The organism is Pseudohaliea sp., assembly GCF_054552115.1.
In genome coordinates, this window is the sequence record NZ_JBTOLW010000003.1 from 75,953 (window position 1) to 101,031 (window position 25,079).

Consider the following 25,079-nt stretch of genomic DNA (forward strand, 5'->3'; position numbering starts at 1 on the left):
AGCAGGCAAGCGTCAGGCCGGCGCGGGCGCTACGCCATGCGGCGCCGCGTCGATACGCCCGCGCTCAAGGTCCTCCACCGCCTGGCGCACCGCGTCGATGCGACACGTGAAGCGGGTATCGGTGGGCAGGTGGTGGTCCGCATCCAGACCGGCCAGCACCGAGGCCACCTCCTCCCGGAGCCCCGTCACGTAAACGTGCTTGCCGGCCTCGGTTGCATCGGTGGCAATCGTCTCCACCGCTCGGGCCGCCGACACATCCATAAAGGGGACACTCGAGAAGTCGAGGACCAGGGCTGCCGCACCGCGCCCCTTGCGGGTGCGCTCGCGCACGTGGTGGCCGAGATCTGCCGCGGCGCCAAAGCTGAGCGGGCCCCCGAAGTCAAAGACCTGCACCAGGCCCTCGGCGCGCTTGAGCAACGCCGCCTCCTCCTCGGAGTCCGGCTCGAACTGCATCTCGCGGATCGCCCGGGTCTGCTGCTCGGCCACCTGGCGGACGAAGGCCAGCGCCGCGAGTACCACGCCGACACCGACCGCCGTGATCAGGTCGACGAAGACCGTGAGGCCGAGGACCAGCACCATGAGGGCGAGATCCCAGCGCGGGCCGCGGTGCGCGTTCTTCAGGTAGCGCCAGTCGATGATGTCCCAGCCCACCTTGACGAGGATGCCGGCGAGGGCCGCGTGCGGAATCTTCGCCGCCAGCGGGCCGAGGCCGAGCACGACGGCGAGGAGCAGCAGCGCATGGAGCATGCCGGACAGGCGGGTGCGGCCGCCGGTGCGGATGTTGACCACCGTGCGCATGGTGGCGCCGGCGCCGGCCAGGGCACCGAAGAGGCCGGCCACGGTGTTGCCGATACCCTGTCCCAGCAGCTCCCGGTTCGAGTTGTGCCGCGTCCGGGTCATGTTGTCAGCCACCAGCGAGGTGAGCAGCGAGTCGATGGCGCCGAGGGCGGCGAGGATCACCGCGGCCTCCAGCACGAGGAACATGGCATCGCGCTCGAACACGGGCAGGTGCAGGCTGGGCAGCGCGCTGGGAATATCGCCGAGGACGGGCGCCGACGGCAGGGCGAGCCCCAGGCAGGTGCAGATCACGAGTGCCGCCAGCGGACCGGGCAGGTACTTGCCCCAGCTCGGCGGCCAGAGGAACACCGTGGCCAGGGCGACGGCGCCGACGCCGGCGGCCGACAGGTTCAGCTCTGACACCGCGGTCGGGATGTAGACGAGCGCCGGGATGGTACCGCCGGGCGGCTCGCCGCCGATCAGGCGGCCGACCTGCAGGATGATGATGATCGCGCCGATACCGCTCATGAAGCCCGAGACCACCGGGTACGGCACAAGGCGGATATAGTTGCCGAAGCCGAGCGCCCCGAACACCACCTGGATAATGCCCGCCAGGAAGATCGCCGTGAAGATCAGCTCGGGGCGACCGGACAGGCTGGCGGCGAGGCCTGCGACGACGACGACCATCGGGCCCGTGGGGCCGGAAATCTGCGACGCCGTGCCCCCGAAGAGCGCAGCGAAGAAACCGACAAAGATCGCGCCGTAGAGACCGGCAATCGGACCCAGTCCCGAGGCCACGCCGAGGGCGAGGGCCAGGGGAAGAGCGACGACCCCGGCGGTGATACCACCGTAGATGTCGCCGCGCAGGTTGTTCAATTCAAGTCGCATCGCTCTCTCCCCGGCCCTCAGGCGCTCGCCGCCGCAGCCTTGCGTGCCGCGAGGCGCTCGTAGCGCTCTTCGATCGGCATGAAGCTGTCGGACTCTTCCTCGTAGCAGCTCACCTCACCGGTCTCGATGTCGTAGATCCAGCCGTGCAGCTGCAGCGTGCCGGCGCGGACCCGCGCGGCGACGACCGGGTGGGTGCGCAAGTGCTGGAGCTGCTGCAGCACGTTCTCCTCAGTGAGTTCGTCGAGGTGCTCGGGGCCGCAGTGCCCGTGCCGGGCACGTACCACCTCCACGGCGCTGCGGGCGTGGTCCAGCCACTCCTTGACGTGCGGCAGGTCCGTGAGCGCTTCCGTGGCGAGAGCGCCTTTCATGGCGCCGCAGTCGGTATGGCCGCAGACCACGATGTGCTCGACCCCGAGCACGGCCACGGCGTACTCGATGGAGGCGGTCACGCCACCGGCCTGGCTCACGTGCGGCGGCACGATGTTGCCCGCGTTGCGGCAGATGAAGAGGTCCCCGGGCTTGGTCTGGGTGACCATGTTCGGGTCGATGCGGGAATCGGCACAGGTGACGAGCAGGACTTCCGGGCTCTGCCCGGTGGCGAGTTCGCCGAAGAGTTCCCTATGATCCGGAAAGACGTCGCGCTTGAACTTGAGAATACCGTCGACCAGGTGGTCCATGTTGTTGCCTCCGCTCTGTACTTGCGCCGGTACGCCGTACCGGCCCTGATGTCGTTCCCTGAAACCTTAGGGATCACCGGGCGGAAGGCATACGGCGGTTAACAGGATTTTGTGATAAGATTTGCTTATCGCAAACCGCTAAGTAGCGGCAGGACGAGGACGACAGCGTGACCGAGGCTGACCACCCCGCGGCGCAGCGCAGCGCCGCCCTGAACCCGGACAAGGTGTCCCTGAAGCAGCTGCGCTATCTTTCCGCTATCGCCGAAACCGGCAGCTTTCGGCGCGCAGCCGACGGCCTGGGGGTGACGCAGCCGGCGCTGACGGCGCAGATTGCGGCGCTGGAGTCGGGCCTGGGCCTGCAGCTCTTCGAGCGCTCGCGGCGTGGCGCCGCCCTGTCGCCGGAGGGCCGCGAGCTCCTGGGCAGCGCCCGCCGCGTCCTGGAAGAGTTCCAGGGCTTTGTCGACCGGGCGGCCACCCTCTCCGGCGGCGCCGTAGTCACCTATCGCACCGGTGTTCCCCCCACGCTCGGACCCTACCTGCTGCCACATATCCTGCCGCCCCTGCACCGCAAGTACGCCGGCCTGCGCCTCTACGTGCGCGAGAGCGTGCCCAGGGACCTCGAGGAAGGCCTTCGCAACAACCAGCACGACTTCATCTTCACGCCGCTGCCGGTCTCCGACCGGCAACTCACCATCGTGCCCCTGTTCCGGGAACCGCTGAAGCTGGTGATGGCCAACGACCACCATCTCGCCGGCAAGGCGCGGATCAACCGCGAGGACCTGCTCGGCGAGGAGGTTCTGAGTATCGAGGAACACCACCATTTTCACCGCCAGGTGGCCCAGCTCTGCGAGCGCCTGGGCGCCACCGTACGCCGGGACTTCGAGGGCACCAGCCTGGACACGCTCCGGCACATGGTGGTGATGGGAACCGGGATGGCCTTCCTGCCCTCGCTCTACGTGGCCTCGGAGATCCACGACCAGAGCGAGCTTCGCGTCACGGACCTGCACGGCGACAGCATCGCCCGCATCCAGGCGATGGCCTGGCGCTCGTCTTCTCCCGCCCGGGCCCTGTTCCGCGAGCTCGCGCAGGAGATCCGGGAGATCCTGCGCGCGGAGCGGCCCGCGGACATCGTCGTCATCGACAGCTGAAGCGGCCGCTGAAACGCCGGCCGGAGCGCCCTATTCCACCCGGCCGATATCCACCAGCAGCGTCTGCAGCGCCGTGGGAACGTAAGTGCGCTTGATCGTGATGGCGTAGAAGTACTCAAAGACATTGGGCAGGGTCATGTACTCGACGAGCTGTCCGCGGCGGATCTCGTCGCGGACGACGACCGTGGGCAGTACCGCCAGCGCATCGCCGTCCCGGGCGAGCAGGCGCAGCATGGCCATGTCGTCGGCTTCGGCCTGGATGTCCGGCGCGTACTGCCAGAGGGTGCAGAGACCGTCGAAGGCCCGCCGCACCTCGCTCTCTCGCGACGGCAGCACCCAGTATTTGCCGTCATAGCCATGGGGAAAAGTTGTCTCCGGGCGGAGCTCCGGCGGCCCGACGATGGAGACCGGCTGGCTCGCCAGCAGCTGACTCTGCCACCGTTGCTCGTCGCTGCCACGTACGTCGCCATTGGTGAGCGCGACGTCGAGCTGGTGCCGGGCGAGGCCGTCCAGGAGCCCGTCCAACGTGTTCGCGTGCAGCGTGAAGCGGATCTTGCGGTCAATGAGCAGCGGCGTGACCAGGTGGTCGATGAAGTTGCGGGACAGCGTCGAGAGCATGCCGATGCGCAGCATCTGCGCCTCCGGCTCCATGCCGTGGCGCAGCATCGACTCCAGTTCCTCACCCTTGGCGAAGATATCGTTGGCGTAGCCGAGAACCCGCTGCCCGGCATCGGTGAGAGCCATGCGCCGGCCGCTGCGGTCGAACAGCTGCGTGTCCGTGCTCTCCTCGAGCTGACGGATCTGCGAAGACAGCGCCGACTGGGAGACGTGGAGCTTCTTTGCCACGGCGGTGAGGTTGCCCTCGGTGGCAACGCGCCAGAAGTAATAGAGATGCCGGTAGTTGAGTCGCACGAGCCACCTCCGAATAAGCAAACGCAATCACAGGACTCTTAAGAAAAACAGAACAGCCTGCCATTAGTTCTCAATTATAGAATCATTTTCTAATATATATCTATTTTACTTGCCATGAATGCACCGGGATACTGCCGCCATCGCTCAGAAGGATGGCGCCATGACCCTCGCACCCGCCCTGCACAGCCTGCCCCCCTTGCTCCTCGCTACCGGACCACTCCTGGCCCTGCTGGCCATGGCCCGTGCGGGCGCACCGCGTTTTGCGGGCCCCCTGCGCCCGGCAGTCGTCGCTCACGCAGGCATGGCCGCCACGGCCCTCGCCCTCGGCCTGCCGGCGCTTGCCGGACTGCAGGTCATCGCAGCCATCGCCTGCGCCGCGAGCCGGAGTGAGACCGGGCAGGCGCTGCTGGCGCGGGCAGGCCGGGAGCCGATCGTGCCTTCGCCGCGCCAGCACGCGTGGGCCAGTGCCGTTGCGCTGGCCCTGCCCCTCGCCCTGGTCATCACCTTCGCCGCCGGCCCGGGCGGGCTGGCCGGCCCGTGGCAGTGGATTGCGGCCTTTCTGCTCGTGGCCCTGACGGAGCGCTCGGTGGCCCCGCCCCGGGCACCGCTCGCGGCCGCCGGCGCCTTCGCCATCCTGCTCCTCGCCGGGCTCGCCCCGTGAGCGTCTTCCGCAACATCCTCGTCTACGCCGAGGCCGCCGATGCCGAGTGTCTCGCCGAGGTGGTCACCTTTGCGGAGCAGTCCGGCGCGGCCCTCAGCGTCTGCGATGTGATCGCCCCCGCGCCGGCACTCGATACGGGCGGCGCCGTGACGCGCCTCAAGGCCCTGGACTGGAGCCTCGCCTTCGAACGCCTGCGCGGCCTCTGCGCCCCGCACCAGGGCCGGGTGCCTCTCGACTATGCGGTGCTCACCGGCAGCCCCTTCCTCGCCGTCACCGAGCAGGTGACCCGGCAGGGTTTCGATCTCGTCGTACATATCTCGGAAACGACCGCCGGCGGGCCGGGCGCAGCGCTCAACCCCACCGGTATGCACCTCGTGCGCAAGTGCCCTGCCGCGGTCTGGACCCTCCACCCGGACCGGGCGGAACACAGTGACAGGCTCCTCCTCGCCATCGACCGCGAGGTGACCGCGGACAGCGGCGCGGCGGAGCGGTTTGCGCGAGAGCTGGCGGCCACGGCCTGCAACCTCGCCGCGGCCCGCGGCGCGACGCTGCACCTCGTCCACGCCTGGCAGCCCTACGGGGAGCGCCTCCTCGACCATCCCCGGGCGGGCCTTTCGCCCGCCGAGGTCAACAGCTACCTCGCGGCCCAGGAGAGCGACCACCGCGCCTGGTTCGAGGGTCTCGCCCGTGAGGCGGGCAGCCGCGCCCCGGCGGTGAGCCTGGAACGCCACCTCGAGCGCGGCTCGCCGGTCGATGTCATCCCGGCCCTGGCGCGGAAGACCCGGGCTTCGCTGGTGGTTCTCGGCACCGTAGGCACGAGCGCCCTGCCCGGCGTGCTGATCGGCACCACCGCCGAGGCCATCCTCGCCGCCGCCGAAACCCCGATTCTCGCCATCAAGCCCCGGGGCTTCACCACCCCGATCCAGTTTGCCGACCCCGAGGAAAAGCTCCGGGCGGTCGGCGAGGGAGGTACTGCACCGTGACCAAAGCCCCTGAACGCGACGACACCCGGCAGGACCCCATGGCTCCCTGCGACGATGCCCGGCAGGACCTCAACGCCCTCTGGCAGGTGACAGAACCGGCGGCGCCAGTGCTTCTCGAGCTCGAAGCAGCGCTGGAGCGCCTGCCCCTGGAGGAGCGCTTCGCCGCCCTCTGCCAGCTGGCCCGGTCGCCCTCGGTCTTTCAGCGCCTCGCCGCCTACCGCTGGCTCGCCGGCCTGTATCTCCTGGACCTTCGCTACGAGCAGCGGGCCAAGCGGGTCATCGCCAGGGCCCTGGGCCGGGAGGAGGGCCTGGCGAGGCAGCGGGTGAAGCAGCTGCTCAGGCGCTGCTAGCGGCGCCACCCCCGCCAGAGCAGGAACACTGCCGGCAGTACCAGCAGGGTCAGCAGCGTGGCGCTCACCATGCCGCCGACCATCGGCGCCGCAATGCGGCTCATGACTTCGCTGCCGGTACCGCCGCCGAGCAGAATCGGCAGCAGGCCCAGGGTGGTCGCCGCGGCCGTCATGAGCACCGGGCGCACCCGCCGCGTCGCCCCGGCGAGGATTGCCTCGCGCAGGGCTTCCCGGTCCCGCGGCACCGCATCGGACCGATCCGCCAGGGCCTGGTCCAGGTAGACGAGCATGATCACCCCGGTCTCGATGGCCACGCCCGCCAGGGCGATGAAGCCCACACCCACGGCCACCGACAAGTTGTAGCCCAGGGCCCAGAGCAGCCAGAGGCTGCCGACGAGTGCCAGCGGCAGCGTTGCGAGCAGGACGAGCACCTCCGCCACCCGGCGGAAATTCAGGTAGAGCAGGAAGGCGATGAGGGCGAGGGTCAGCGGCACCACGAGCCTGAGGCGCGCCCGCGCGCGCTCGAGGTACTCGTACTGGCCCGACCAGGTGAGCGAATAACCGGGCGGCAGGTCCAGCTCCGCGGTGACCGCTTTCCGCGCCGCAGTGACGTAGCGCCCCACATCGATGCCGGCGATGTCCACGAAGGTCCAGCCGTTCAGCCGGGCGTTTTCGCTCTTGATGCCCGGCGGGCCGTCCTCGACCCGGATCGACGCCACGTCGCCGAGGGCGAGGTGTCGTCCTCCCGGCGTCACGATCGGCAGCTCCGCCAGCTGCTCTGGCGAGTCGCGCCAGTATTGCGGGTAGCGCAGGTTGATCGGGTAGCGCTCGCGCCCCTCCACCGCCTCGCCGACCCCGGCCCCACCGACCGCCGTCGCGACCACGTCCTGCAGGTCGGCGACATTGAGGCCATAGCGGGCCGCCCGTTCGCGGTCGATGTCGATGGCGAGGTAGCGACCGCCGGCGACGCGCTCGGAGTAGACGGAAGCCGTGCCCGGCAGATCCTTGAGAATCCCCTCGAGCCGGCGCCCGATAGTCTCGATCCCGCCGAGTTCGGGGCCGGCCACCTTGATACCCACCGGCGTCTTGATGCCTGTCGCCAGCATGTCGATACGGGTCTTGATGGGCATCACCCAGGCATTGGTCACGCCCGGGAGCCGGATGAGCCGATCGAGCTCGGCCTTCAGGCGCTCCGTGGTCATGCCCGGCCGCCACTGCTCCCGCGGGCGCAGCTGGATGAAGGTCTCGATCATGGTCAGCGGCGCCGGGTCCGTCGCCGTTTCGGCGCGCCCGACCTTGCCGAAGACGCGCGCGACCTCGGGAAGCGTGGCGATGAGCTTGTCGGTGTGCTGCAGCAGGCGCCGCGCTTCGCCGATGGACAGGCCCGGGTAGGTGGTCGGCATGTACATGAGGTCGCCCTCGTCCAGGGGCGGGATGAATTCGCTGCCGAGGCGCGACAGGGGCCAGAAGGCGCTGGCCACGAGCAGCACGGCCACGACGACCACCGTCCGCGGGTAGCGCAAGACCGTGCGCAGGAGCGGCCGGTACGCCGCCACCAGAGCCCGGTTCACCGGGTGCTGCGCCTCGGGCCGCAGCCGGCCGCGGACGAAGTAGCCGAGGAGCACGGGCACCAGGGTGATGGACAGCGCGGCGGCGGCGGCCATGGCATAGGTCTTGGTAAAGGCCAGCGGCGCAAACAGGCGCCCCTCCTGCGCCTCCAGCGTGAATACCGGCAGGAAGCTCACCGTGATGATCAGCAGGCTGAAGAACAGGGCAGGGCCCACCTCCGTCGCCGCCGCCTGCACCACCTGCCAGCGGTTGCCCGCGTGCAGGGGCTCGCGTTCGGCGTGCCGGTGCAGGTTTTCCACCAGCACGATGGCACCGTCGATCATGGCCCCCACGGCGATGGCGATACCGCCCAGGGACATGATGTTGGCGTTGATACCCTGCCAGTGCATGACCACGAAAGCCGCGAGGATGCCGACGGGCAGGCTGGCCACCGCCACCAGCGAGGAGCGCAGGTGGAAAAGGAACGCAAGGCAGACCAGGGCGACCACGAGGAACTCCTCCAGCAGTTTCTGCCAGAGGTTGTCGACGGCCCGGTCGATCAAGCCCGAGCGGTCGTAGACGGTGATGACCTCGACACCCGCCGGCAGGCCCGCGCGCAGCGTCTCGAGCCTTGCCTTCACGGCTTCAATGGTCGCCCGCGCATTCTCGCCGTAGCGCATGACGACGATGCCGCCGACCACCTCGCCCTCGCCGTTTAGCTCGGCGACACCGCGGCGCAGCTGCGGCCCGAGGCCGACCGTGGCGACGTCGCGCAGCTGCAGCGGCGTCCCCGCGTCGCTCGCCCCGAGCGGAATCGCGGCGAGGTCCTCGACGCTGTCGATATAACCGCTCGTGGTCACCATGTACTCGGCCTCGGCGAGCTCGAGCACGGACGCACCCTGCTCCCCGTTGCCGCGGCGGATCGCCGTCTGCACCTGCGCCAGGGGCAGGCCATAGGCGCGCAGCTTCTGCGGGTCCACGTTCACCTGGTACTGCCTGACCATGCCGCCGACGGTTGCCACCTCGGCAACGCCCGGCACGGCCTGCAGCTCGTAGCGCAGGAACCAGTCCTGCAGGCTGCGCAGCTCGGAAAGGTCATGGCGGCCGCTGCGGTCCACCAGGGCATACAGGTAGACCCAGCCGACACCCGTGGCGTCCGGGCCGAGCGCCGGGCGGACGCCGTCCGGGAGCGACGGCGCCGCCTGGCTCAGGTACTCGAGAACCCGGGCCCGCGCCCAGTACAGGTCCGTGCCGTCGTCGAAGATGACGTAGACGTAGGAGTCGCCGAAGAACGAGTAGCCGCGCACGGTGCGCGCTCCGGGCACGGAGAGGAGCGCGGTGGTCAGCGGATAGGTCACCTGGTCTTCCACGACCTGCGGCGCCTGGCCCGGGTAGGGGGTTTTCACGATCACCTGCACGTCTGACAGATCCGGGATGGCATCCACCGGCGTGCGGTAGAGGGCCCAGGCACCCGCAACGACCAGGGCCACGGTGGCGAGCAGCACCAGGAAGCGATTGTGCAGCGACCAGCGAATCAGCGCGGCGATCACGGTGTCCCCTCGCCGCTGGCGCGATCCATCGCTTCGTGATCCATCGCTTCGCGATCCATCGCCTCGTGGTTCATCGCGCCGTGATCCATCCCCGCGTGATCCCTGGTGTCCTGATCCACGGCACCGTCCTCCGCCCCGGCTTCGCCGATCCGCCCCGCAGAGAGCCGCGCCAGGCCCGCCCGCTGACTGGACTCGGAGTCGAGGAGAAACTGGGCGGAGGTCACGATGCGGTCACCGGCGGCGAGGCCGGCGCGCACCTCGACGAAGCGGTGGCCGCGCGCGCCCAGCTCGACGGCAACGGCGCGGAAACGTCCATCGCCGAACGCACGCACCACCCGGTTACCGTCACCGGTGCGGATCACCGCTTCGGCCGGCACCGCCAGTACCGGATCGCCGGCGGGCGCCTCCAGGACCACGCGGGTAAACATGTTCGGCCGCAGCGCGCCGTCCGGGTTGGCGAAACGCAGGCGCAGGCGCAGGGTGCGCGTCACCGGGTCCAGGGAGGGATAGATGAAATCCACCCGCCCGCGCCACTCGCGCCCGGGGTAGTGGTCCGCGGTCATGTGTACCGGCATGCCCATGCGGACCCGCTCCACCTGCCGCTCGAGCACCTCGGCCTCGACCCAGATGCTGTCGAGGGCGCCGATGGCCATGAGCGTCGTGCCCGGTTCCACGTAGAAGCCCTCGCGAATGCCGAGCTCGTCAACCAGGCCATCGTGCTCGGCTGTGAATGTCACGGTCTGACGCACGGCGCGGTCTTCCTCGATCGCCCGCACCAGCGACGCCGGCACCTTCAACGCGGCCAGCCGGTCCCGGGCCGCCCGCACGAGCGCGCGGTTGTCGGCGCGCAGCGCCAGCACGAGCTCCTCTTGCGCATTCACGAGAGCCGGCGAGTAAAGGGTATAGAGCGGCTCGCCGGCACGCACCGGGTCACCGGCCGCCCTCACGTGGAGCGTCTCGATCCAGCCCGACACACGCGGGTGCACGTGGGTCAGGCGATCCTCATCCCAGCGCACGTAGCCGACAGTGCGCAGCGTCGGGCGCAGCACCCGCCGCTCGACGGTCGCCGTGCGCACGCCGAGGTTGTTTTCCACGGCCGGCGCTATGCGCACGGTACCGGCCGGACCTTCCGAGCCGCTTTCCTCGTAGACCGGCACCAGGTCCATGCCCATGGGGGATTTTCCGGGCCCGTCGCGACGGTAGGACGGATCCATGGGCGCGACCCAGTACAGGGGCTCGCGGGTCGGTGCCGATGCGCTGTCGGCAGGCGACGGCTCAGCCGTCAGCAGCAGGGTGAGACCTGCTCCGGCCCCGGCTGCTGCGAGCAGTCCGAAGCCGGTTCGAAGTGATCTGTTCATGGCCGTTCTTCCCCCTCACTGCCGGCGAGGTAGTAGTTGAGGCGGGCGATGGTGCGCTGGCGCTCGACCTCGATGGCGAGGGCCTCGATGCGCGTATCGAGCTCGTCGATACGTGAGCGGATCGCCTCGGCAAAATCGCCGCTGTCGGCGCCGTAGGCCGCCCGCGCAGCCTCGGCTTGCTGCGCCATCTCGTCGAGGAGACGATCGCGGTAAAGCGCGCGCCGCTCGTCGAGGCGCAGGAGGCGGGCCCGGGCGGTCTCCAGCCCCGAGCGCAGGTCCCGCAGCAGGAGTGCCCGTTCCGTACGCAGAGCCTCAGCCTCCGCTCGGGCCGCGCGCACGTGTTGATCCTGGCGCTCATCGGGGAACAGGGGCAGGTCCACGGCTACGCTGAGGGAAAAGAAGTCGGGCCGTGAACTGCCATCCATAGCGTCCTCGCGGTAGCCATAGCCGGCGTTGACGGTGAAGGCGGGCTTGTAGCGCTCTTCGGCGAGGGCCACCCCCGTATCCCCGGCGGCGATGCGGCGTTCCACGCTGCGCACGCTGGGGTGATTGCCGAGCAGCGCCGCGAGCCGTTCCGGCGCGAGGGGCTCAGCCCCGCGCACGGCGGGCTCAACCAGCGCGAGTTCCGGCAGCGATGTTGCCAGCTGCCGTGCGCCGGGGCCGAGCCACTCGCCGAGACGCGAGCGCGCGATGTCTTCTCGCTCGGTAAGCCGCGTCAGCCGGTCATCGAGGCGCGTGAGCTCCAGTTCTGCGCGCACCAGATCCTGCTGGCGGGCATCCCCGAGCGCGCTGCGGTAGCGCGAGGCCACCACCTCGCGCAGCTGCAGGAACAGGTCACGGTCTTCCTCGATGAGCGCGCGTGTGCGGCTGGCCAGGGTGCAGTCCAGCCACAACTCCGTCACTATCAGGGCTACCTGGGCGCGACGCTCGTCCCGGCGGTTGGCCTGCTCCCCCCCGAGGGCCTCCAGGCGCTCGCGCTCAAGTTCCCGGGTAGCGCCGCGCGGTATGGCCTGGGAAAGTCCCACCTGGAACTGGGTCATCGCCTCCTGGTTGAAGGCGAAGCTGTCCATCGGCAGGTTGGCGGCGCCGAGGCGCAACACCGGATCCGGCAGTGCGCCGGCGGCGCGGCCGCGGGCGCGGAAGCTCTCCTGGCGCCATTCGCTGCCCGCGAGCCAGGGATCCCTGGCCCGGGCATCGGCAATGGCCTGGTCGAGCGTCCGGGTTCCTGCGAGCAGCGGTAGTGCAGCGAACAGTAACAGCCCGCCCCCCAGCGCCCTCGCGACGCGGCGTGAAAGCCGCCCGGCGGCGGTAAAGGGATAGTCCATAGTTTTCCATCCACCGTTTCAGTCTTCACGGAAGCCCGGTCCGACCGGCAGACGCCGGTCGGGCGGGTACGACAGCGGGGCATCGACAGGCCGGGCGCCGGTACGGCCGCAGCGCCGCCTGCGCCGGGCACAGCTACCCCGTGTCAGGCAGCGATGGGGGGACGGAAATGGCGCCTGGGAAGCACGCGGGGGGTGAACAGGGGTGCCGCGGCGCCGGCAGCCGCCACGGGCAGCCGTTCCAGGGCCGGCGGCGCGGCGCAGGCGCCGGTCGGCGCCATGCACTGGGCCATGAGGCAGGGGCCCTCATCCTGGCAGCAGTCCGCGCTATCGACGGCGACCATGCCGCTATCGTGCGCCTCCATCACCATGGCATGTTCTCCCCCGGCAGGCATCGCACAGGGCAGGGCAAGGCCGAGCGCCGGCGCACACAGCTGCCCGAGAAGGCACAGGGCCAGGACGGCCTGGCACAGCCCGGGGCGGGACAGGAAAGAGCGGAACAATCGATTCACGGCACCTGGTGCGATGGCAACTTCAGGGCTACAAGCCTAGCACCCGTCGCCCCGGCCAGCCACGTGCCCGCCCCGGGCGGATCGATGATCCGCCCGGGGCGAGGTCCACGCCATCTCCTGCAGCGGCGCCAACCTCGAGGAGGACCGGTACAACCTCGTCGCCCACGACCATTACGAGCGGGTCCCCCACTACCGCAACCTGAGCGACGCCGGGGAGCAGGCACTGCTCGATCGGCACCTCAACCGGGCCACCGATACCTGCATTCCGGAGGAGGAAGCCATCCGCCGCATCGAGGAAGCGATCGTCGCCCTGTGGCAGCGCGCCGGGGAGACCGGCGAGGCCCGGTTCCCACACGAGTACTTCTTCAAACTCCTGCGCTCCGGTGTCCTCGAGAAGCACTGCCAGATCGACCCGAAGGACTCCTGGCTGGTGGCAGCTGCCGAGAAGAACCTGCCCATGGTGGTGCCCGGCTGGGAGGACTCGACCACGGGAAACATCTTCGCCGCCCGCGTGATCACCAGTGAGGTGGAGCGGTCGGTAATGAAGGGCGGGATCGATTATGTGATCGCGCTCGCGGACTGGTACGCCAGTGAGGGCGGCGAGCACGGCTTCGGCTTCTTCCAGGTCGGCGGCGGCATCGCCGGTGGCTTTCCCATCTGCGTCGTGCCGATGCTGGAGCAGAACCTCGGTCGGTCCACGCCGAAGTGGAGCTACTTCTGCCAGCTTTCCGATTCCACGACCAGCTACGGCTCCTATTCCGGGGCTGTCCCGAACGAGAAAATCACCCGGGGCAAGCTGGCCGTGGATACGCCGCGCTTCATCATCGAGTCCGACGCGTCCATCGTGGTCCCCTGGTGTTCGCCTACGTGCTCGACTGGTAGACCCCCCGGGTGGGCGCCACTGCCCCCCACCGTGCGCGACGCTAGCCCCCGGAACGTCAAGGGACACCCCTTCCCGTGCCTGAGGCGTGGGATTGGTGCCATTTGCTCCTGGCACCGGCGGGAATCCCCTTCTACGTTTCGTAAACCGGCTGCCTGCGGGCCGGCCTATTGGCGTGGCGTGGCCTGATCCGCCGTTTGCCGGCCGGCGTAATTGTTCCTGCCGCCGCGCAAACCTCGGCCCCAGGGGAGCGGATCGGCAACCACACCATAACGACATCACAACTGAGGGGGAGGGATCGCGTGACGGCGAACAGCGACCTGTGGGGGCGTCTGCCCAGCGAGGCGGACGAAGCGGCACAACGGCAGCAGGCCATCGACGATCCCGGGGCCTACCACGGCACCATCGCGGCCAGCGAACTGCACTGGTTCGACGGCGAGGGCTGGGTGAACCGCGACCCGGCCGGCGGCTGGCACCGCCTCTCGGCCGACGGCGCCACCGAAGCGGGCCACGAGGATGACTGGCGCCCCTGGCACACCGGCTTCGACGACAGCGCTGCCCCCTTCTACCGCTGGTATGTCGGCGCCGAGACCAACGCCTGCTTCAACGAGGTCGACCGGCACGTACTGCGCGGTCGTGGCAGCCACACGGCGATCATCTTCGAGGGCGACCGCTGGGACCCGTCCCGCAATGATGGCCGCGGCGGCCCCGTGCACGAGGAGCACATCAGCTACCGCCGGCTGCTGCGGGAAACAGTACTGCGGGCCAGGGTGCTGACGACGCTGGGCCTTTCGCGGGGCGACCGGATCGCCTTCAACCTGCCCAATATCCTCGAGCAGATCTACTACACCGAGGCCGCCAAGCGCCTCGGCATCATCTACACGCCGGTCTTCGGCGGTTTCTCCGCCAAGACGCTGTCGGACCGGATCTACGACGCCGGCGCCCGCGTGGTGATCACTGCCGATGGCGGCTACCGCAATGCGGAGGTCGTGCCCTACAAGGAGGCATTCACCGACCAGGCCCTCGACAACTTCATTCCCCGCACCGCGGCCCTGGCCTGCTTCGAGCGTGTGCTCGCGGACTACGACCTCGGCGAGGCCCGGGATCGCATCGTCAACGCCGTGCGCGACGGCGTCGCGGGGGAAATCACCCTGGAGCGCAGCGACCTCATGCGCGAGCTCGGCGCGGCCCTGGCCGCCGAGGAAAGCCTGCCTGCGGAGCGCTCTGCGGAGCTGCGCACGGCCGTCGCAAGGGAACTCGCCGGCGTCGGCCATACGGTAGAGCAGGTCGTGGTGGTGCGCTATACGGGCCAGGAGGTTGTCGTGCAGCCGCGGGACCGCTGGTCGTCGGATCTCGTCGCCAACGCCACGAGCGAGGCACTCGCGGCGGCGGCCGAGGCCGGCTTCCGGGCAGACAGCCTGGAGGCGCTCGATACGCTCGACGACGGTGACTACTGGCGTGCCCTGGCCGGCAGCCAGCCGGCGGTCCCGGTACCGGCCGACTGGCCGCTGTTCGTGATCTACACCTCCGGCTCCACCGGCAAACCCAAGGGCGTGGTGCACACCCACGGCGGCTGGCTGGCCGGCATCGCGCACACCATGCGCATGGTGTTCGATGCAAGGGATGAGGACCGGCTCTACGTGGTCGGCGATCCGGGCTGGATCACAGGCCAATCCTACCAGATGGCCGCGCCGCTGGCCCGGGGCATCACCACGGTGATCGTCGAGGGCTCGCCGCTGTTTCCGCACGCCGGCCGCTTCGCCTCGGCCATCGAGCGCCACGGCGTCACCCTGTTCAAGGCGGGCTCGACCTTCCTCAAGGCGGTAATGACCGACCCGGCCAGCATCGAGGACATGGCCGCCTACGACATGAGTGGCGTCAAGGTCGCGACCTTCTGTGCCGAGCCCGTGTCACCGGCCGTGCAGCAGTTCGGTATGGAACGCCTCTGCCCGCGCTACATCAACTCCTACTGGGCCACGGAACACGGCGGCATGGTGTTCTCCTGCCCGTGGGGCGACCTCAAGGACCTGAAGCCCGATGCGCGCACCTGGCCGCTGCCCTGGATCCAGGCCGAGGTCCGCATCGCCACGGAAATGGACGAGGCGGGCCGGGCCACGGCCTGGCGCCGCGCCGAAGCGGGCGAGAAGGGCGAGCTCGTGCTCACTCAGCCCTACCCCTACCTCGCCCGCACGATCTGGGGCGATGCGGAGAAGCTCGGCACGGACGCATGGCGCGGCGACATCGAGCGCTTCGCGGACGTCTATTTCAACCGCTGGACCGACGGCCTCGCCTACACGCAGGGCGATTACGCGCGGGAACTCGATGACGGCGGCATCACGCTGCACGGCCGCTCGGACGACGTGATCAACGTCTCGGGGCACCGCATCGGCACCGAAGAGATCGAGGGCGCCATCCTGCGCGACAAGACCCTGCGCTCGGATTCCCCGGTGGGCAACGCCGTGGTCGTCGGCGCGCCGCACGACGAGAAGGGGGAGACGCCGGTGGCGTTCCTGATCCCCGCGCCGGGCTCACGCCTTGGCGACGACGATTTCGCCCGGCTGCAGGGGCTGGTGCGCGCCGAAAAGGGCGTTACGGCCGTGCCCTCGGACTTTCTCGTCGTGTCCGCCTTCCCGGAAACCCGCTCCGGCAAGTACATGCGGCGGACGCTTCGTTCGCTGCTTCTCGGGGACCCGCTCGGCGACCTGTCGACGCTGCGCAACCCGGAGGTCGTCGATGAAATCCGCGACACCGTGGCGCAGTGGAAGGCCTTCGGCCAGCTGGCCCAGGCGCGGCAGATCGTGCAGAGCTACCGGCACCTGCGGGTGGAGACCCATGACATCCTGCCCGGGCGGCAGATCGCCCTGCTGGTAATCGACTCGCCGCCGGTGAACTCCCTGAACGAGCGCTCCCTCGACGAGCTGAACACGGTGCTCCAGCACATCACCCACCAGGACCACATCGAGGCCCTGGTGATCACCGGCGCCGGCAGCGCCTTCGTCGCCGGCGCCAACGTCAAGGAGCTGCTGGAAGTCGGCGAGGCCGGGGACCTCGAGTCCGCGCAGACGCCCCCGAACGCGGCACACACGGCCTTCTCGCTGCTGGAGAACCTCGGCAAGCCCGTGGTCGCCGCGGTCAACGGCCCCGCCCTGGGCGGCGGCTGCGAACTCATGCTCGCCTGCGCCTGCGTGGTTGCGGACCGGCACGCCCGCTTCGGCCAGCCGGAGATCAACCTGAACCTCCTGCCCGGCTACGGCGGCACGCAGCGGCTGACCCGGCGCCTGTACCAGCGCCGCGGTGATGAGGGGCTGCTCGAGGCGGTGCGCCTGATCGCCTCCGGCCGGGCCCTGGACGCGCAGGAAGCCGAGACCGCCGGCCTGGTCGACGTCGTCGTCGAACGCCGGGGACCAGTCGAGGCCGCCATGGCGCTCGTGCGCGAGTATCTCGAGGGCGGCGGCCTGCTCACGGCCGCCATGGAGCGGCATCGGGCATACCTTGCGGCCCGGGAGAAGCAGCTGCCCTACGACGACAGCCTGCTCGAGGACCCGCGGCTGGCACCGACGCTCGCTCAGCTGCGCGCCGGCGGCCGCGGCCACTGCCTCGACCGCATCATCGACGCCATCGGCTACGGTGCCCGCGAGGGCCAGGCCGCGGGCCTCAAGCACGAGGCGCGGCTCTTTGCCGAGGCGGTCTGTGACCCGGCGGCCGGCCCCGTGGGTATTACGGCCTTCCTGGAGCGGCGCAGCGCGCCGCTGCCCCTCAAGTACAACCCGGTCGCGCCGGATGCAGATGCAGCGACAAGAGCGGAACTCGAGGCGGCGGGCGAGCTCCTGCCCCTCGATGCGCCCTTCTACCCCGGGGTAACGCCGCTGCCGCCCTACCAGTACGGCATGGGGGTCGCCCGCAGCACCGTCGACGGCGCACCGGCGCACGGCGACCCGGCGGTCGCCGAGAAGCTGCTGGTGTTCCCGACGCCCAAGCCGGGCCCGAACGAGGCCCTCGTCTATTTGCTCGCCTCGGAGATGAACTTCAACGACATCTGGGCCATCACCGGGATCCCGGTCTCTCCCTTCGATGCCCGGGACGCCGATGTGCAGGTCACCGGCTCCGGCGGCGTGGCCCTCATCGCCCAGCTCGGCGAGGAGCTGGTGCGCGAGGGGCGCCTCGCCGTCGGCGACCTGGTGACGATCTACTCGGGCCAGAGCGAGTTGCTGTCGCCGGACCAGGGCCTCGACCCGATGGCAGCGGATTTCCGCATCCAGGGCTATGAGCGCAACGACGGCAGCCACGCCCAGTTCCTCGTGGTCCAGGGACCGCAGCTGCACAGGAAGCTGCCGACGCTGACCATCGAGGAGGCCGGTTCCTACGGCCTCACCCAGGGCACGATCCACCGCGCCCTGTTCACGACCCTGGACATCCAGCCCGGGCGCCGCCTCTTCGTCGAGGGTGCGGCCACGGGCACCGGCCTCGACTGCCTGCGCACGGCGCGGCAGACCGGGCTGTCCGTGGTCGGCATGGTCTCCTCGGACGCGCGCGGCGAGCGCGTCCGCGCCTTCGGCGGCGAGCCGGTGAACCGCCGCGACGAGCGCTGGGCCGGCTGCTTCACGCCGGTGCCGGACGACCCCGCGGGCTGGGACGCCTGGGAGAAAGCCGGCGAGCCGTTCGTGGACTTCGTGCGCAGCGCTGCCGGCGGCGACGTCGACTACGTGGTCTCCCACGCCGGCGAGAACGCCTTCCCCCGCTCCTTCCAGGCGCTCGGCGAGAACGGTGTGCTTACCTTCTACGGTGCATCCTCGGGTTACCGTTTCTCGTTCATGGGCAAGCCGGGCGCCTCGACGCCGGCGGCCGTGTTCGAGCGCGCCGGCCTGCGCGCCGGCAACACGCTGCTGGTGGTCTATGGCCCCGGCGCCGGGGACGGCATCGTCGACCCGGTGGCCATCGAAGCCATCGAGGTAGGCTGCAGCCTGGGCGCCCAGGTCGCCGTGCTCGCCGACACGGTATCGCAGCGGGAGTTCGTGACCTCCCTCGGCTTCGGCACGCGCCTTACGGGCGTTGTCAGCATCGACGCCATCGCCCGCCGCCTCGGCGACGAGTTCGACCCGCCGGGACCCTTCCCGGTGCTGCCGGACGCGTTCAACGAATCCGCGGAGTTCAAGGAAGCGGTGCGCCGCTTCTCCGATCGCACGCTCAAGCCCATCGGCTCGGCAGTCGCGCCGTTCCTGCGCAATACCCTGGACAAGCGCGGCCTGCCGGACGTGGTCTTCGAGCGCCCGGGCCGCGACGGCCTCGGCCTCGCCACCGCACTGGTCAAGCCGAACGTCGGCAAGGTGGTCTATGCCGAGGACCTCGCCGGCCAGCGCCTGTCCTTCTACGCCCCGCAGGTGTGGATGCGCCAGCGGCGCATCCTCATGCCCAGCGCGGAAATCCGCGGCACGCACCTGAACACGGCGCGGGAGTTCGCCGAGATGCAGGAGCGCATCGCCGCGGGCATGGGTGACGTGATGGCCCCGGTGCCGGTGCCCCTCGAGGAGATCCACGAGGCACACCAGGCCATGTGGGAGAACCGCCACGCCGGCGCCAACTACGTGGCCGTGCACGGCCTGCCGCGGGCGGGCCTGAAGACGCGCGACGAGCTGTACCGCGCCTGGGCCATCCGCGAGGCGGAGAAACGGGGCGAGACCCTGCAACACATCGATACGGGATCGGCAGGAGCACTGCGATGAACGACAACACCACACCCACCGCCAGCACCGCCGGGGCCCGCCTCGCGGACAAGGTCATCATCCTCACCGGCGCCGCCGGCAGTATCGGCAGCTGGATTTCCCGCAGCCTGCTGCGTGAGGGCGCAAAGGTGGTGATGACGGGGCGCAACGCCGACAAGCTCGAGGCGTTCATGGACGAGCTCGCCGCGGAAGGGTTCGACCGCGCGGCGATGGCGCCGGCCCTCGGCGATACCGCCGACCCACAGGTCTGCCGCGACATCGTCGCCACGGCCCTCGAGCACTTCGGCCGCATCGACGTGCTGGTAAACAATGCCGGCGCCGCCGGGCCGCGGCGCACGCTGCGCGAGATCCCCTTCAGCGAGGCGGAGATGCGCGCCCGCGGCGACGACCAGACCATGCTCGACTCCGCCATGAACCTGCTCGCCGCACCCTGGAACATGGCACGCGCCGTGGTGCCCCACATGGCGGAGTGCGGTTCCATCGTGAACGTCTCGACGATCTTCTCGCGCACGCATTATTACGGACGCATCCCCTACACGGTCCCCAAGAGCGGCCTCAATGCCCTCTCCCACGGCCTAGCGCTGGAGCTCGGTGACGAACGCGGTATCCGGGTGAACACCGTCTTCCCCGGCCCCATCGAGTCGGAACGCATCGACAATGTGTTCGCCAACATGGATGCGCTGCAGGGCGCCGAGCCGGGCAGCACCTCGAAGGAGTTCCGCGACCTGATGATCGCGCGCCGCCCCGGGCCGGACGGGGAGCTGGAGTACCGCTACCCGACACCCGCGGACGTCGCCTCCACCATCACCTTCCTGTCGACCGGGGAGTCGGCGTCGCTGTCCGGCCACGCCTTCGAGGTCACCAACGGCATGCAGGTGCCGGCGCAGAGCCGCGCCAAGCTCGTATCCTGGCCGGACAAGCGCCTCGAGGACCTGACCGGTCAGGTCGTGTTCATCCTGGGCGGCAGCGAGTACGAGGAGGCGCTGGTGTTCGCCGAGCGCCACCTGGTGAGCGGCGCCCGCGTCGTCCTCGCCTTCCGCACCCTGGAGGCCCTCGGCTATGCCCGCTCGCTCACGGCGTCCCGCGGGCTCGACCAGCTGCACCTCTTGCACCTGGAACCGCTTCGCGGTGAATCCGCCGACCGCTGCTTCGACTACATCCGCGACCATTTCGGCCGCCTCGATGCCGTCGTCGTACTGCCGCGCTCGGGCAATGGCGTGCACGGCTACTCCCTGAGCACCGCCGGCGACGAGGACGTGGCGGACTTCGTCCGCGACGAGATCGTCTCCCCTGTAGCCTTCGCCAGGGCTCTGGCCAACAACCTGGACCGCTGGGGCACGATCACCGAGGCTCCGGCGCTGACCTACGTCACCAACCCGAGCGACGGTCACGGCAACTACCTGAACGAGATCAAGCGGGCCGCCATCGAGGCACTGCTGCGCACCTGGCGCCACGAGGACTCGCAACAGCAGAAGAAGGGCGAGCGATGCTGGTCGGTGCTGCCGAACCAGCTGGTGCGCTATGACAACCAGGAGGAGGACAACCTCACCTTCTCGGCGGACTGGGCGGCCACGCTCACCAACCGGGTCCGGCGCATGGACCCGATCAATCTCTGGGTACCGAAAAGCATCAAGCGCGCCACCGGCAAGGGCAGCATGCCCGCAGCGATCCAGCGCGTGCTCCCGGGCCTGCACAAGGGCAAGACCGCGGTCATCACCGGCGGCAGCCTCGGTATCGGCCTGCAGCTCGGCCGCTTCCTCGCCATCGCCGGCGCGCGGGTCCTGCTCTCGGCGCGCAGCGAGCCCAGGCTCCGCGAGGCCCGCGACGAGATCGTGGAGGAACTGCGCGGCATCGGCTATCCGACGCCGGAGGAGCGGGTGCATATCCTCGCGGATACCGACGTCGGTGACGGGGCGTCCCTGGAAAAGCTCTTCCAGCACTCCATCGACCTCTTCGGCCATGTCGATTTCCTGATCAACAACGCCGGCATCTCCGGCGCCGAGGAAATGGTCGTCGACATGACCCTCGAGGCGTGGAACCGCACCATGGATGCGAACCTCATCTCGAACTACTCGCTCATCCGCAAGTACGCGCCGCTCATGAAGGCGCGCGGGTCCGGTGTGGTCATGAACGTCTCCAGCTACTTCGGCGGCGAAAAGTACGTGGCCGTGGCCTACCCGAACCGCGCCGACTACGCCGTTTCCAAGGCCGGCCAGCGTGTCCTCGCGGAGATCCTGTCGCGCCACCTCGGGCCAGAGATCCAGATCAACGCCCTGGCCCCGGGGCCGGTGGACGGCGCCCGCCTGCGCGGCCTCGGCGGTGCGCCGGGGCTGTTCGAGCGCCGCGGCCGCCTGGTGCTGGAAAACAAGCGCCTGAACCGCATCCATGCCGCAGTCCTCGCCGCCCTCGGCGAGGGCATGACGCCCGAGGACCTGCTGGTGCTGGCGAAGAACGCGGTGGGTGACATCAAGCTGCCGCGCACGGCGAAGGCGCTGGCCAAGCTGTTCGTGCAGGTGGAGGAGAGCCGGGAAGGCGGCAACTCCACCGCCTACCTGCTCAACCGGGACCTCGCCGGCAAGCTCATGGACCGGCTCACCACCGGCGGCCTGTTCCCGCCGGCCATTGCCGAGCAGTTCCTGGATAGCTTCGTCGACACGCCAACACCGTTCTTCGACGACAGCGCCGTGAAGAAGGCGGCGAAGGGTATCGAGACCGGCATCCTCAACAGGCTGCACCTGCACAAGATGCCCACGGACGAGCAGATCGGCCTGTCGACGGTGTTCCACCTCGCCGACGACATCGCCAGCGGCGAGACCTTCCACCCCTCCGGCGGCCTCAAGTTCGACCGCTCCGTCACCGAGGGTGAACTGCTGCTGCCGCCGGACCGGGAGCGCCTGGCAAAGCTCAAGGGCAAGCGCGTCGTGCTCATCGGCGACGCCATGCGCGAGGAGCTCGCCGCCATCGGCGAGGGCTTCATCGACCTCGGCATCGCGTCGCTGTCCGTGCTCACCCGCTCGAAGGAAGCACAGGAGGAAATCCAGCACGGCCTGGAGCCGAAGGCCAGCATCCCGATCGACGTGCGCGTGATCGGCGACGACCTGGAAGCGGCCCTGGACGACCTCCTGCACAATCAGGGCGGCTTCGACGTGGTCGTGAGCGCGCCCTTCGCGCGGCTGCCCTTCAACGCCCTCGCGGCGGAGAAGGGCGAGTCCTGGGACCGGGTGCTCTCGCACACGGACTTCGCGCGGCTGGTCGAGGAACAGCTCACGCACCACTTCCGCGTCGCCCGCCGGGCGGCGCTGGTGCCGAACTGCCAGATCGTGCTGCTGACGCCGGACACCTCTTTCGTCTCCTCCCGGGAGGAGTTCGCCCTCGCCCTCTTCGTGAAGAACGCGCTGCACGCCTTCACGGTGACCCTGGGCGTGGAGACGGAGCGGCTGCCGACGACGCCGGCGGTCAACCAGGTGCAGCTCACCCGCCGCGCCCGGGCCGAGGAGCCGGCGAACGAGCAGGAGCTCGAGGAGGAGATGGAGCGCCTGGTGCAGGCGGTGCTGCAGTGCGCCGTCCCCGCGCCGAGCCCGGCGGAAAGCCGCTACCTGGCGCGGATCTTCCGCGGTAACGCGGTTACCGTCTGACTGGAGGTCTCCATGCGACACTGGCCCCTGCTCGCTTTACTGACGCTCGGCGCTAGCGCCCACGCGGCGCCGGAGTCGGCACGCGCAACGGCGGCGGCCGTGCCTGAGGACAGCCGCGAGGCCGTCGCCATGCCGCCGCTGCAGCGGGCGCTCCTGCGCGAGGAGATGATCCAGCACACTGCCACGGTGCAGCAGCTCGTCGACCTGCTGGGCAAGGGGGATCTTGCAGGCGCGGCCGAGGTGGCAGAGCGCGACCTCGGCCTGTCCTCCATGGGCAAACACGCGGCCGCGACCCGGGGCATGGGCCCCGGGCGCTTCTTCCCATCACCCATGCGCAGCGTCGGTATCGGCATGCACGAAGCGGCCAGCCACTTCGCCGACGTCGCCCGCGAGGGCGATGCCGAGGCGGCGCTGAAGGCACTCTCGCCCGTGCTGGGCGCCTGCGTTTCCTGCCACTCGGCCTATCGACTCGAGTAGGCATCACGTGCATTTCCGGGAACTGAAGCGGTAGACCGCCCGGAGAGCGGTTCTGTGTGACTAAAGCTGGCTGCGGATCGGCAGCAGGCGCATGAAGCCAGCCACCGCGCGGGTCCACCAGCTCGTCTCCGGCTCGTGGGTCCATACGCGCTCAATGCCATCCCGCTGATCGCGCCAGCGCAGGCGCCCGTGCTCCTCGAGGAACAGCGCGTAGGTCTGCTCCGGCAGCGCCGCTACGACAAGGTCGTTGATTCCCCGCGCCAGCGCGGCTGAGCGGATGATCACGCCGGATTCGGTATTCAGGTTCGCGGAGCGCGGGTCGAAGTTGAAGGAGCCGATGAACAGCTCGCGCTGGTCGATGATGAAGGCCTTCGTATGCAGCGTCGCCTTCGCGCCGCTGGCGGCGACCAGCTCGGCGCCGGCGACGTCAGCGTCCGGCCTCGTCTCGTAGAGCGCCACACCGGCTTCGAGGAGCGGCTTGCGCGACGGCGCATAGCCTGCATGCACCGCGAACTGGTTGTTCGCCGCCAGCGCGTTGGTGACCACTGTTACAGTGACCCCTCGGTCAACCAAGCCCGCCAGGGCCGCCACCCCGCTGCGCCGGGGTACGAAGTAGGGCGACACGATGAACACCTCCTCCTGCGCAGCGCGGAAGGCATCGGCCAGCGGCGCCGTGATCAGGGGCGCTTCACCGGCGCGGGACGGTACACCCTTGTCCGGCGAATCGTAGATCAGCGTGTAAGGCGCCCAGGTCAGGCTGCCGGCACTCTCGTCCAACAGGTGCAGCGCGTTGCGCCTGAGTGCCTCGGCGTAGCGGGAAGCTGCGATTTCCGCCTTCCAGTCGGCGACCACTCTTCGCAGCTGCGCCAGGGCCGCCGCGGGGTCTTCCGGCATGCGCGCGAAAGCCGGCACGGGCAACGCTGTCTCGTGGTTCCAGTAGCGGTCGAACATCACCGACACGTCGGCGACGACCGGGCCGACGGCGAGCACATCGAGGTCCGAGAAGCGCGCATCCTCGCGGGCCCCGAAATACTCGTCTGCGATGTTGCGCCCCCCGACGACCGTCACCTGGCCGTCCACGGTGAAGGATTTGTTGTGCATGCGCCGGTTGATGCGCCGGAACTCCGTCACACCGCTAACGGCACGCCCCAGGGCTCCGCGGCGGAAAGGGTTGAAGATACGGATGGCGATGTTCGGGTGCGTGTGCAGAGCCGCCAGGCCTTCGTCGTAGCCCCCCGTGAATACGTCATCGAGGAGCAGGCGCACACGCACCCCCCGGTCCGCCGCATCCAGCAGCGCCGCCACCAGGGCACGGCCCGTGAGGTCGTTCTTGATCAGGTAGTACTGCAGGTCGATGCTGGTGTCGGCCCGGGCAGCCAGCAGCAGGCGGATCGCCAGGGCGTCAATGCCGTCGCTGATAACGTGGAATCCCGCGTGCCCGGCCGGTCGACCCTGAAGGAGCGGCGCGACGGACCGCGCGAGCTGCGTATCCGCTGGCGGCAGAGCGTAGGCGGCTTCGCGCGGGTAATCCCGGTCGATGGACGCGCAACCCGCGACCACCAGCAGCAGCGCACCACCCAGCAACTTCCTGCCGGCGCGCAGGGCGCCGCCTTCGCGAACGCGGCGGAAAATTCCGCGCAGCGCCCCTATCTCCGGTAGCATCCCGCTCATCGCGACCATC

Annotated in this window: 16 protein-coding genes; 8 read left to right on the top strand and 8 right to left on the bottom strand. The window is 69.6% G+C overall.

Going from position 1 to position 25,079, the window contains the following annotated elements:
• Positions 1–12: 12 nt before the first annotated feature.
• Positions 13–1,665: a SulP family inorganic anion transporter gene (locus ACX93N_RS02745; protein WP_459426856.1), complete on the bottom strand. Its 1,653-nt coding sequence runs from the start codon at positions 1,663–1,665 to the stop codon at positions 13–15.
• Positions 1,666–1,682: 17 nt separating this feature from the next.
• Positions 1,683–2,342, bottom strand: coding sequence for a carbonic anhydrase (locus ACX93N_RS02750; RefSeq protein WP_459426857.1), 660 nt, complete (start codon positions 2,340–2,342; stop codon positions 1,683–1,685).
• A gap of 167 nt (positions 2,343–2,509) precedes the next feature.
• Between ACX93N_RS02750 and ACX93N_RS02755 the strand changes: the two genes are divergently transcribed.
• Positions 2,510–3,490, top strand: coding sequence for a hydrogen peroxide-inducible genes activator (locus ACX93N_RS02755; RefSeq protein ID WP_459426858.1), 981 nt, complete (start codon positions 2,510–2,512; stop codon positions 3,488–3,490).
• Between the two features lie 30 nt (positions 3,491–3,520).
• Here the strand turns inward: ACX93N_RS02755 and ACX93N_RS02760 are convergent, their stop codons facing one another.
• Positions 3,521–4,402 (bottom strand): LysR family transcriptional regulator, encoded by an 882-nt coding sequence (locus ACX93N_RS02760; RefSeq protein WP_459426859.1) that lies wholly within the window; start codon positions 4,400–4,402, stop codon positions 3,521–3,523.
• 160 nt (positions 4,403–4,562) lie between these two features.
• Here ACX93N_RS02760 and ACX93N_RS02765 point away from each other — a divergent pair, with 160 nt between their 5' ends.
• The 3 genes from ACX93N_RS02765 to ACX93N_RS02775 are packed head-to-tail and all read left to right on the top strand — an operon-like array spanning position 4,563 to position 6,396.
• Positions 4,563–5,063, top strand: coding sequence for a hypothetical protein (locus ACX93N_RS02765; RefSeq protein ID WP_459426860.1), 501 nt, complete (start codon positions 4,563–4,565; stop codon positions 5,061–5,063).
• On the top strand, positions 5,060–6,046 hold the full coding sequence (locus ACX93N_RS02770; RefSeq protein WP_459426861.1) for a universal stress protein: 987 nt from the start codon (positions 5,060–5,062) through the stop codon (positions 6,044–6,046). The genes ACX93N_RS02765 and ACX93N_RS02770 overlap by 4 nt, the downstream gene beginning before the upstream one ends.
• Positions 6,043–6,396 (top strand): hypothetical protein, encoded by a 354-nt coding sequence (locus tag ACX93N_RS02775; protein WP_459426862.1) that lies wholly within the window; start codon positions 6,043–6,045, stop codon positions 6,394–6,396. The genes ACX93N_RS02770 and ACX93N_RS02775 overlap by 4 nt, the downstream gene beginning before the upstream one ends.
• Here ACX93N_RS02775 and ACX93N_RS02780 read toward each other — a convergent pair.
• From ACX93N_RS02780 to ACX93N_RS02795, 4 genes are all read right to left on the bottom strand, one after another.
• Positions 6,393–9,494 (bottom strand): efflux RND transporter permease subunit, encoded by a 3,102-nt coding sequence (locus ACX93N_RS02780; protein ID WP_459426863.1) that lies wholly within the window; start codon positions 9,492–9,494, stop codon positions 6,393–6,395. The two genes, ACX93N_RS02775 and ACX93N_RS02780, sit on opposite strands and share 4 nt — an antisense overlap.
• Complete coding sequence (locus ACX93N_RS02785; protein WP_459426864.1) at positions 9,491–10,852, bottom strand: efflux RND transporter periplasmic adaptor subunit; 1,362 nt, start codon at positions 10,850–10,852, stop codon at positions 9,491–9,493. The genes ACX93N_RS02780 and ACX93N_RS02785 overlap by 4 nt, the downstream gene beginning before the upstream one ends.
• Positions 10,849–12,177, bottom strand: a complete 1,329-nt coding sequence (locus ACX93N_RS02790) for a TolC family protein (RefSeq protein ID WP_459426865.1) — start codon at positions 12,175–12,177, stop codon at positions 10,849–10,851. The genes ACX93N_RS02785 and ACX93N_RS02790 overlap by 4 nt, the downstream gene beginning before the upstream one ends.
• A 143-nt stretch (positions 12,178–12,320) precedes the next feature.
• Entirely contained in the window at positions 12,321–12,686 is a 366-nt protein-coding gene (locus ACX93N_RS02795) for a hypothetical protein (RefSeq protein ID WP_459426866.1), read from the bottom strand.
• A 112-nt stretch (positions 12,687–12,798) separates the two neighbouring features.
• Here ACX93N_RS02795 and ACX93N_RS02800 point away from each other — a divergent pair, with 112 nt between their 5' ends.
• The 4 genes from ACX93N_RS02800 (at position 12,799) to ACX93N_RS02815 (ending at position 23,398) form a co-directional block, all read left to right on the top strand.
• Entirely contained in the window at positions 12,799–13,755 is a 957-nt protein-coding gene (locus ACX93N_RS02800) for a deoxyhypusine synthase family protein (protein ID WP_459426941.1), read from the top strand.
• A 113-nt stretch (positions 13,756–13,868) separates the two neighbouring features.
• A complete protein-coding gene (locus ACX93N_RS02805) occupies positions 13,869–19,286 on the top strand; it encodes an AMP-binding protein (RefSeq protein ID WP_459426867.1) in 5,418 nt (1,805 codons plus the stop codon).
• Positions 19,283–22,921 carry an SDR family NAD(P)-dependent oxidoreductase gene (locus ACX93N_RS02810; protein ID WP_459426868.1) on the top strand — a complete coding sequence of 1,213 codons (3,639 nt, stop codon included), beginning with the start codon at positions 19,283–19,285 and terminating at the stop codon, positions 22,919–22,921. Before ACX93N_RS02805 ends, ACX93N_RS02810 begins: the two co-directional genes overlap by 4 nt.
• A gap of 12 nt (positions 22,922–22,933) precedes the next feature.
• Positions 22,934–23,398 carry a cytochrome c gene (locus ACX93N_RS02815; protein ID WP_459426869.1) on the top strand — a complete coding sequence of 155 codons (465 nt, stop codon included), beginning with the start codon at positions 22,934–22,936 and terminating at the stop codon, positions 23,396–23,398.
• 60 nt (positions 23,399–23,458) lie between these two features.
• Here the strand turns inward: ACX93N_RS02815 and ACX93N_RS02820 are convergent, their stop codons facing one another.
• The gene (locus ACX93N_RS02820; RefSeq protein ID WP_459426870.1) at positions 23,459–25,069 is read right to left on the bottom strand and encodes a phospholipase D family protein; all 1,611 of its coding nucleotides are present in this window, start codon (positions 25,067–25,069) and stop codon (positions 23,459–23,461) included.
• Positions 25,070–25,079: the final 10 nt, after the last annotated feature.

Coding starts and splice junctions, on each gene's coding strand:
- ACX93N_RS02745 (WP_459426856.1), bottom strand. CDS start 1,665: ATGCGACTTGAATTGAACAACCTGCGCGGCGACATCTACGGTGGTATC.
- ACX93N_RS02750 (WP_459426857.1), bottom strand. CDS start 2,342: ATGGACCACCTGGTCGACGGTATTCTCAAGTTCAAGCGCGACGTCTTT.
- ACX93N_RS02765 (WP_459426860.1), top strand. CDS start 4,563: ATGACCCTCGCACCCGCCCTGCACAGCCTGCCCCCCTTGCTCCTCGCT.
- ACX93N_RS02785 (WP_459426864.1), bottom strand. CDS start 10,852: ATGAACAGATCACTTCGAACCGGCTTCGGACTGCTCGCAGCAGCCGGG.
- ACX93N_RS02790 (WP_459426865.1), bottom strand. CDS start 12,177: ATGGACTATCCCTTTACCGCCGCCGGGCGGCTTTCACGCCGCGTCGCG.
- ACX93N_RS02810 (WP_459426868.1), top strand. CDS start 19,283: ATGAACGACAACACCACACCCACCGCCAGCACCGCCGGGGCCCGCCTC.
- ACX93N_RS02815 (WP_459426869.1), top strand. CDS start 22,934: ATGCGACACTGGCCCCTGCTCGCTTTACTGACGCTCGGCGCTAGCGCC.
- ACX93N_RS02820 (WP_459426870.1), bottom strand. CDS start 25,069: ATGAGCGGGATGCTACCGGAGATAGGGGCGCTGCGCGGAATTTTCCGC.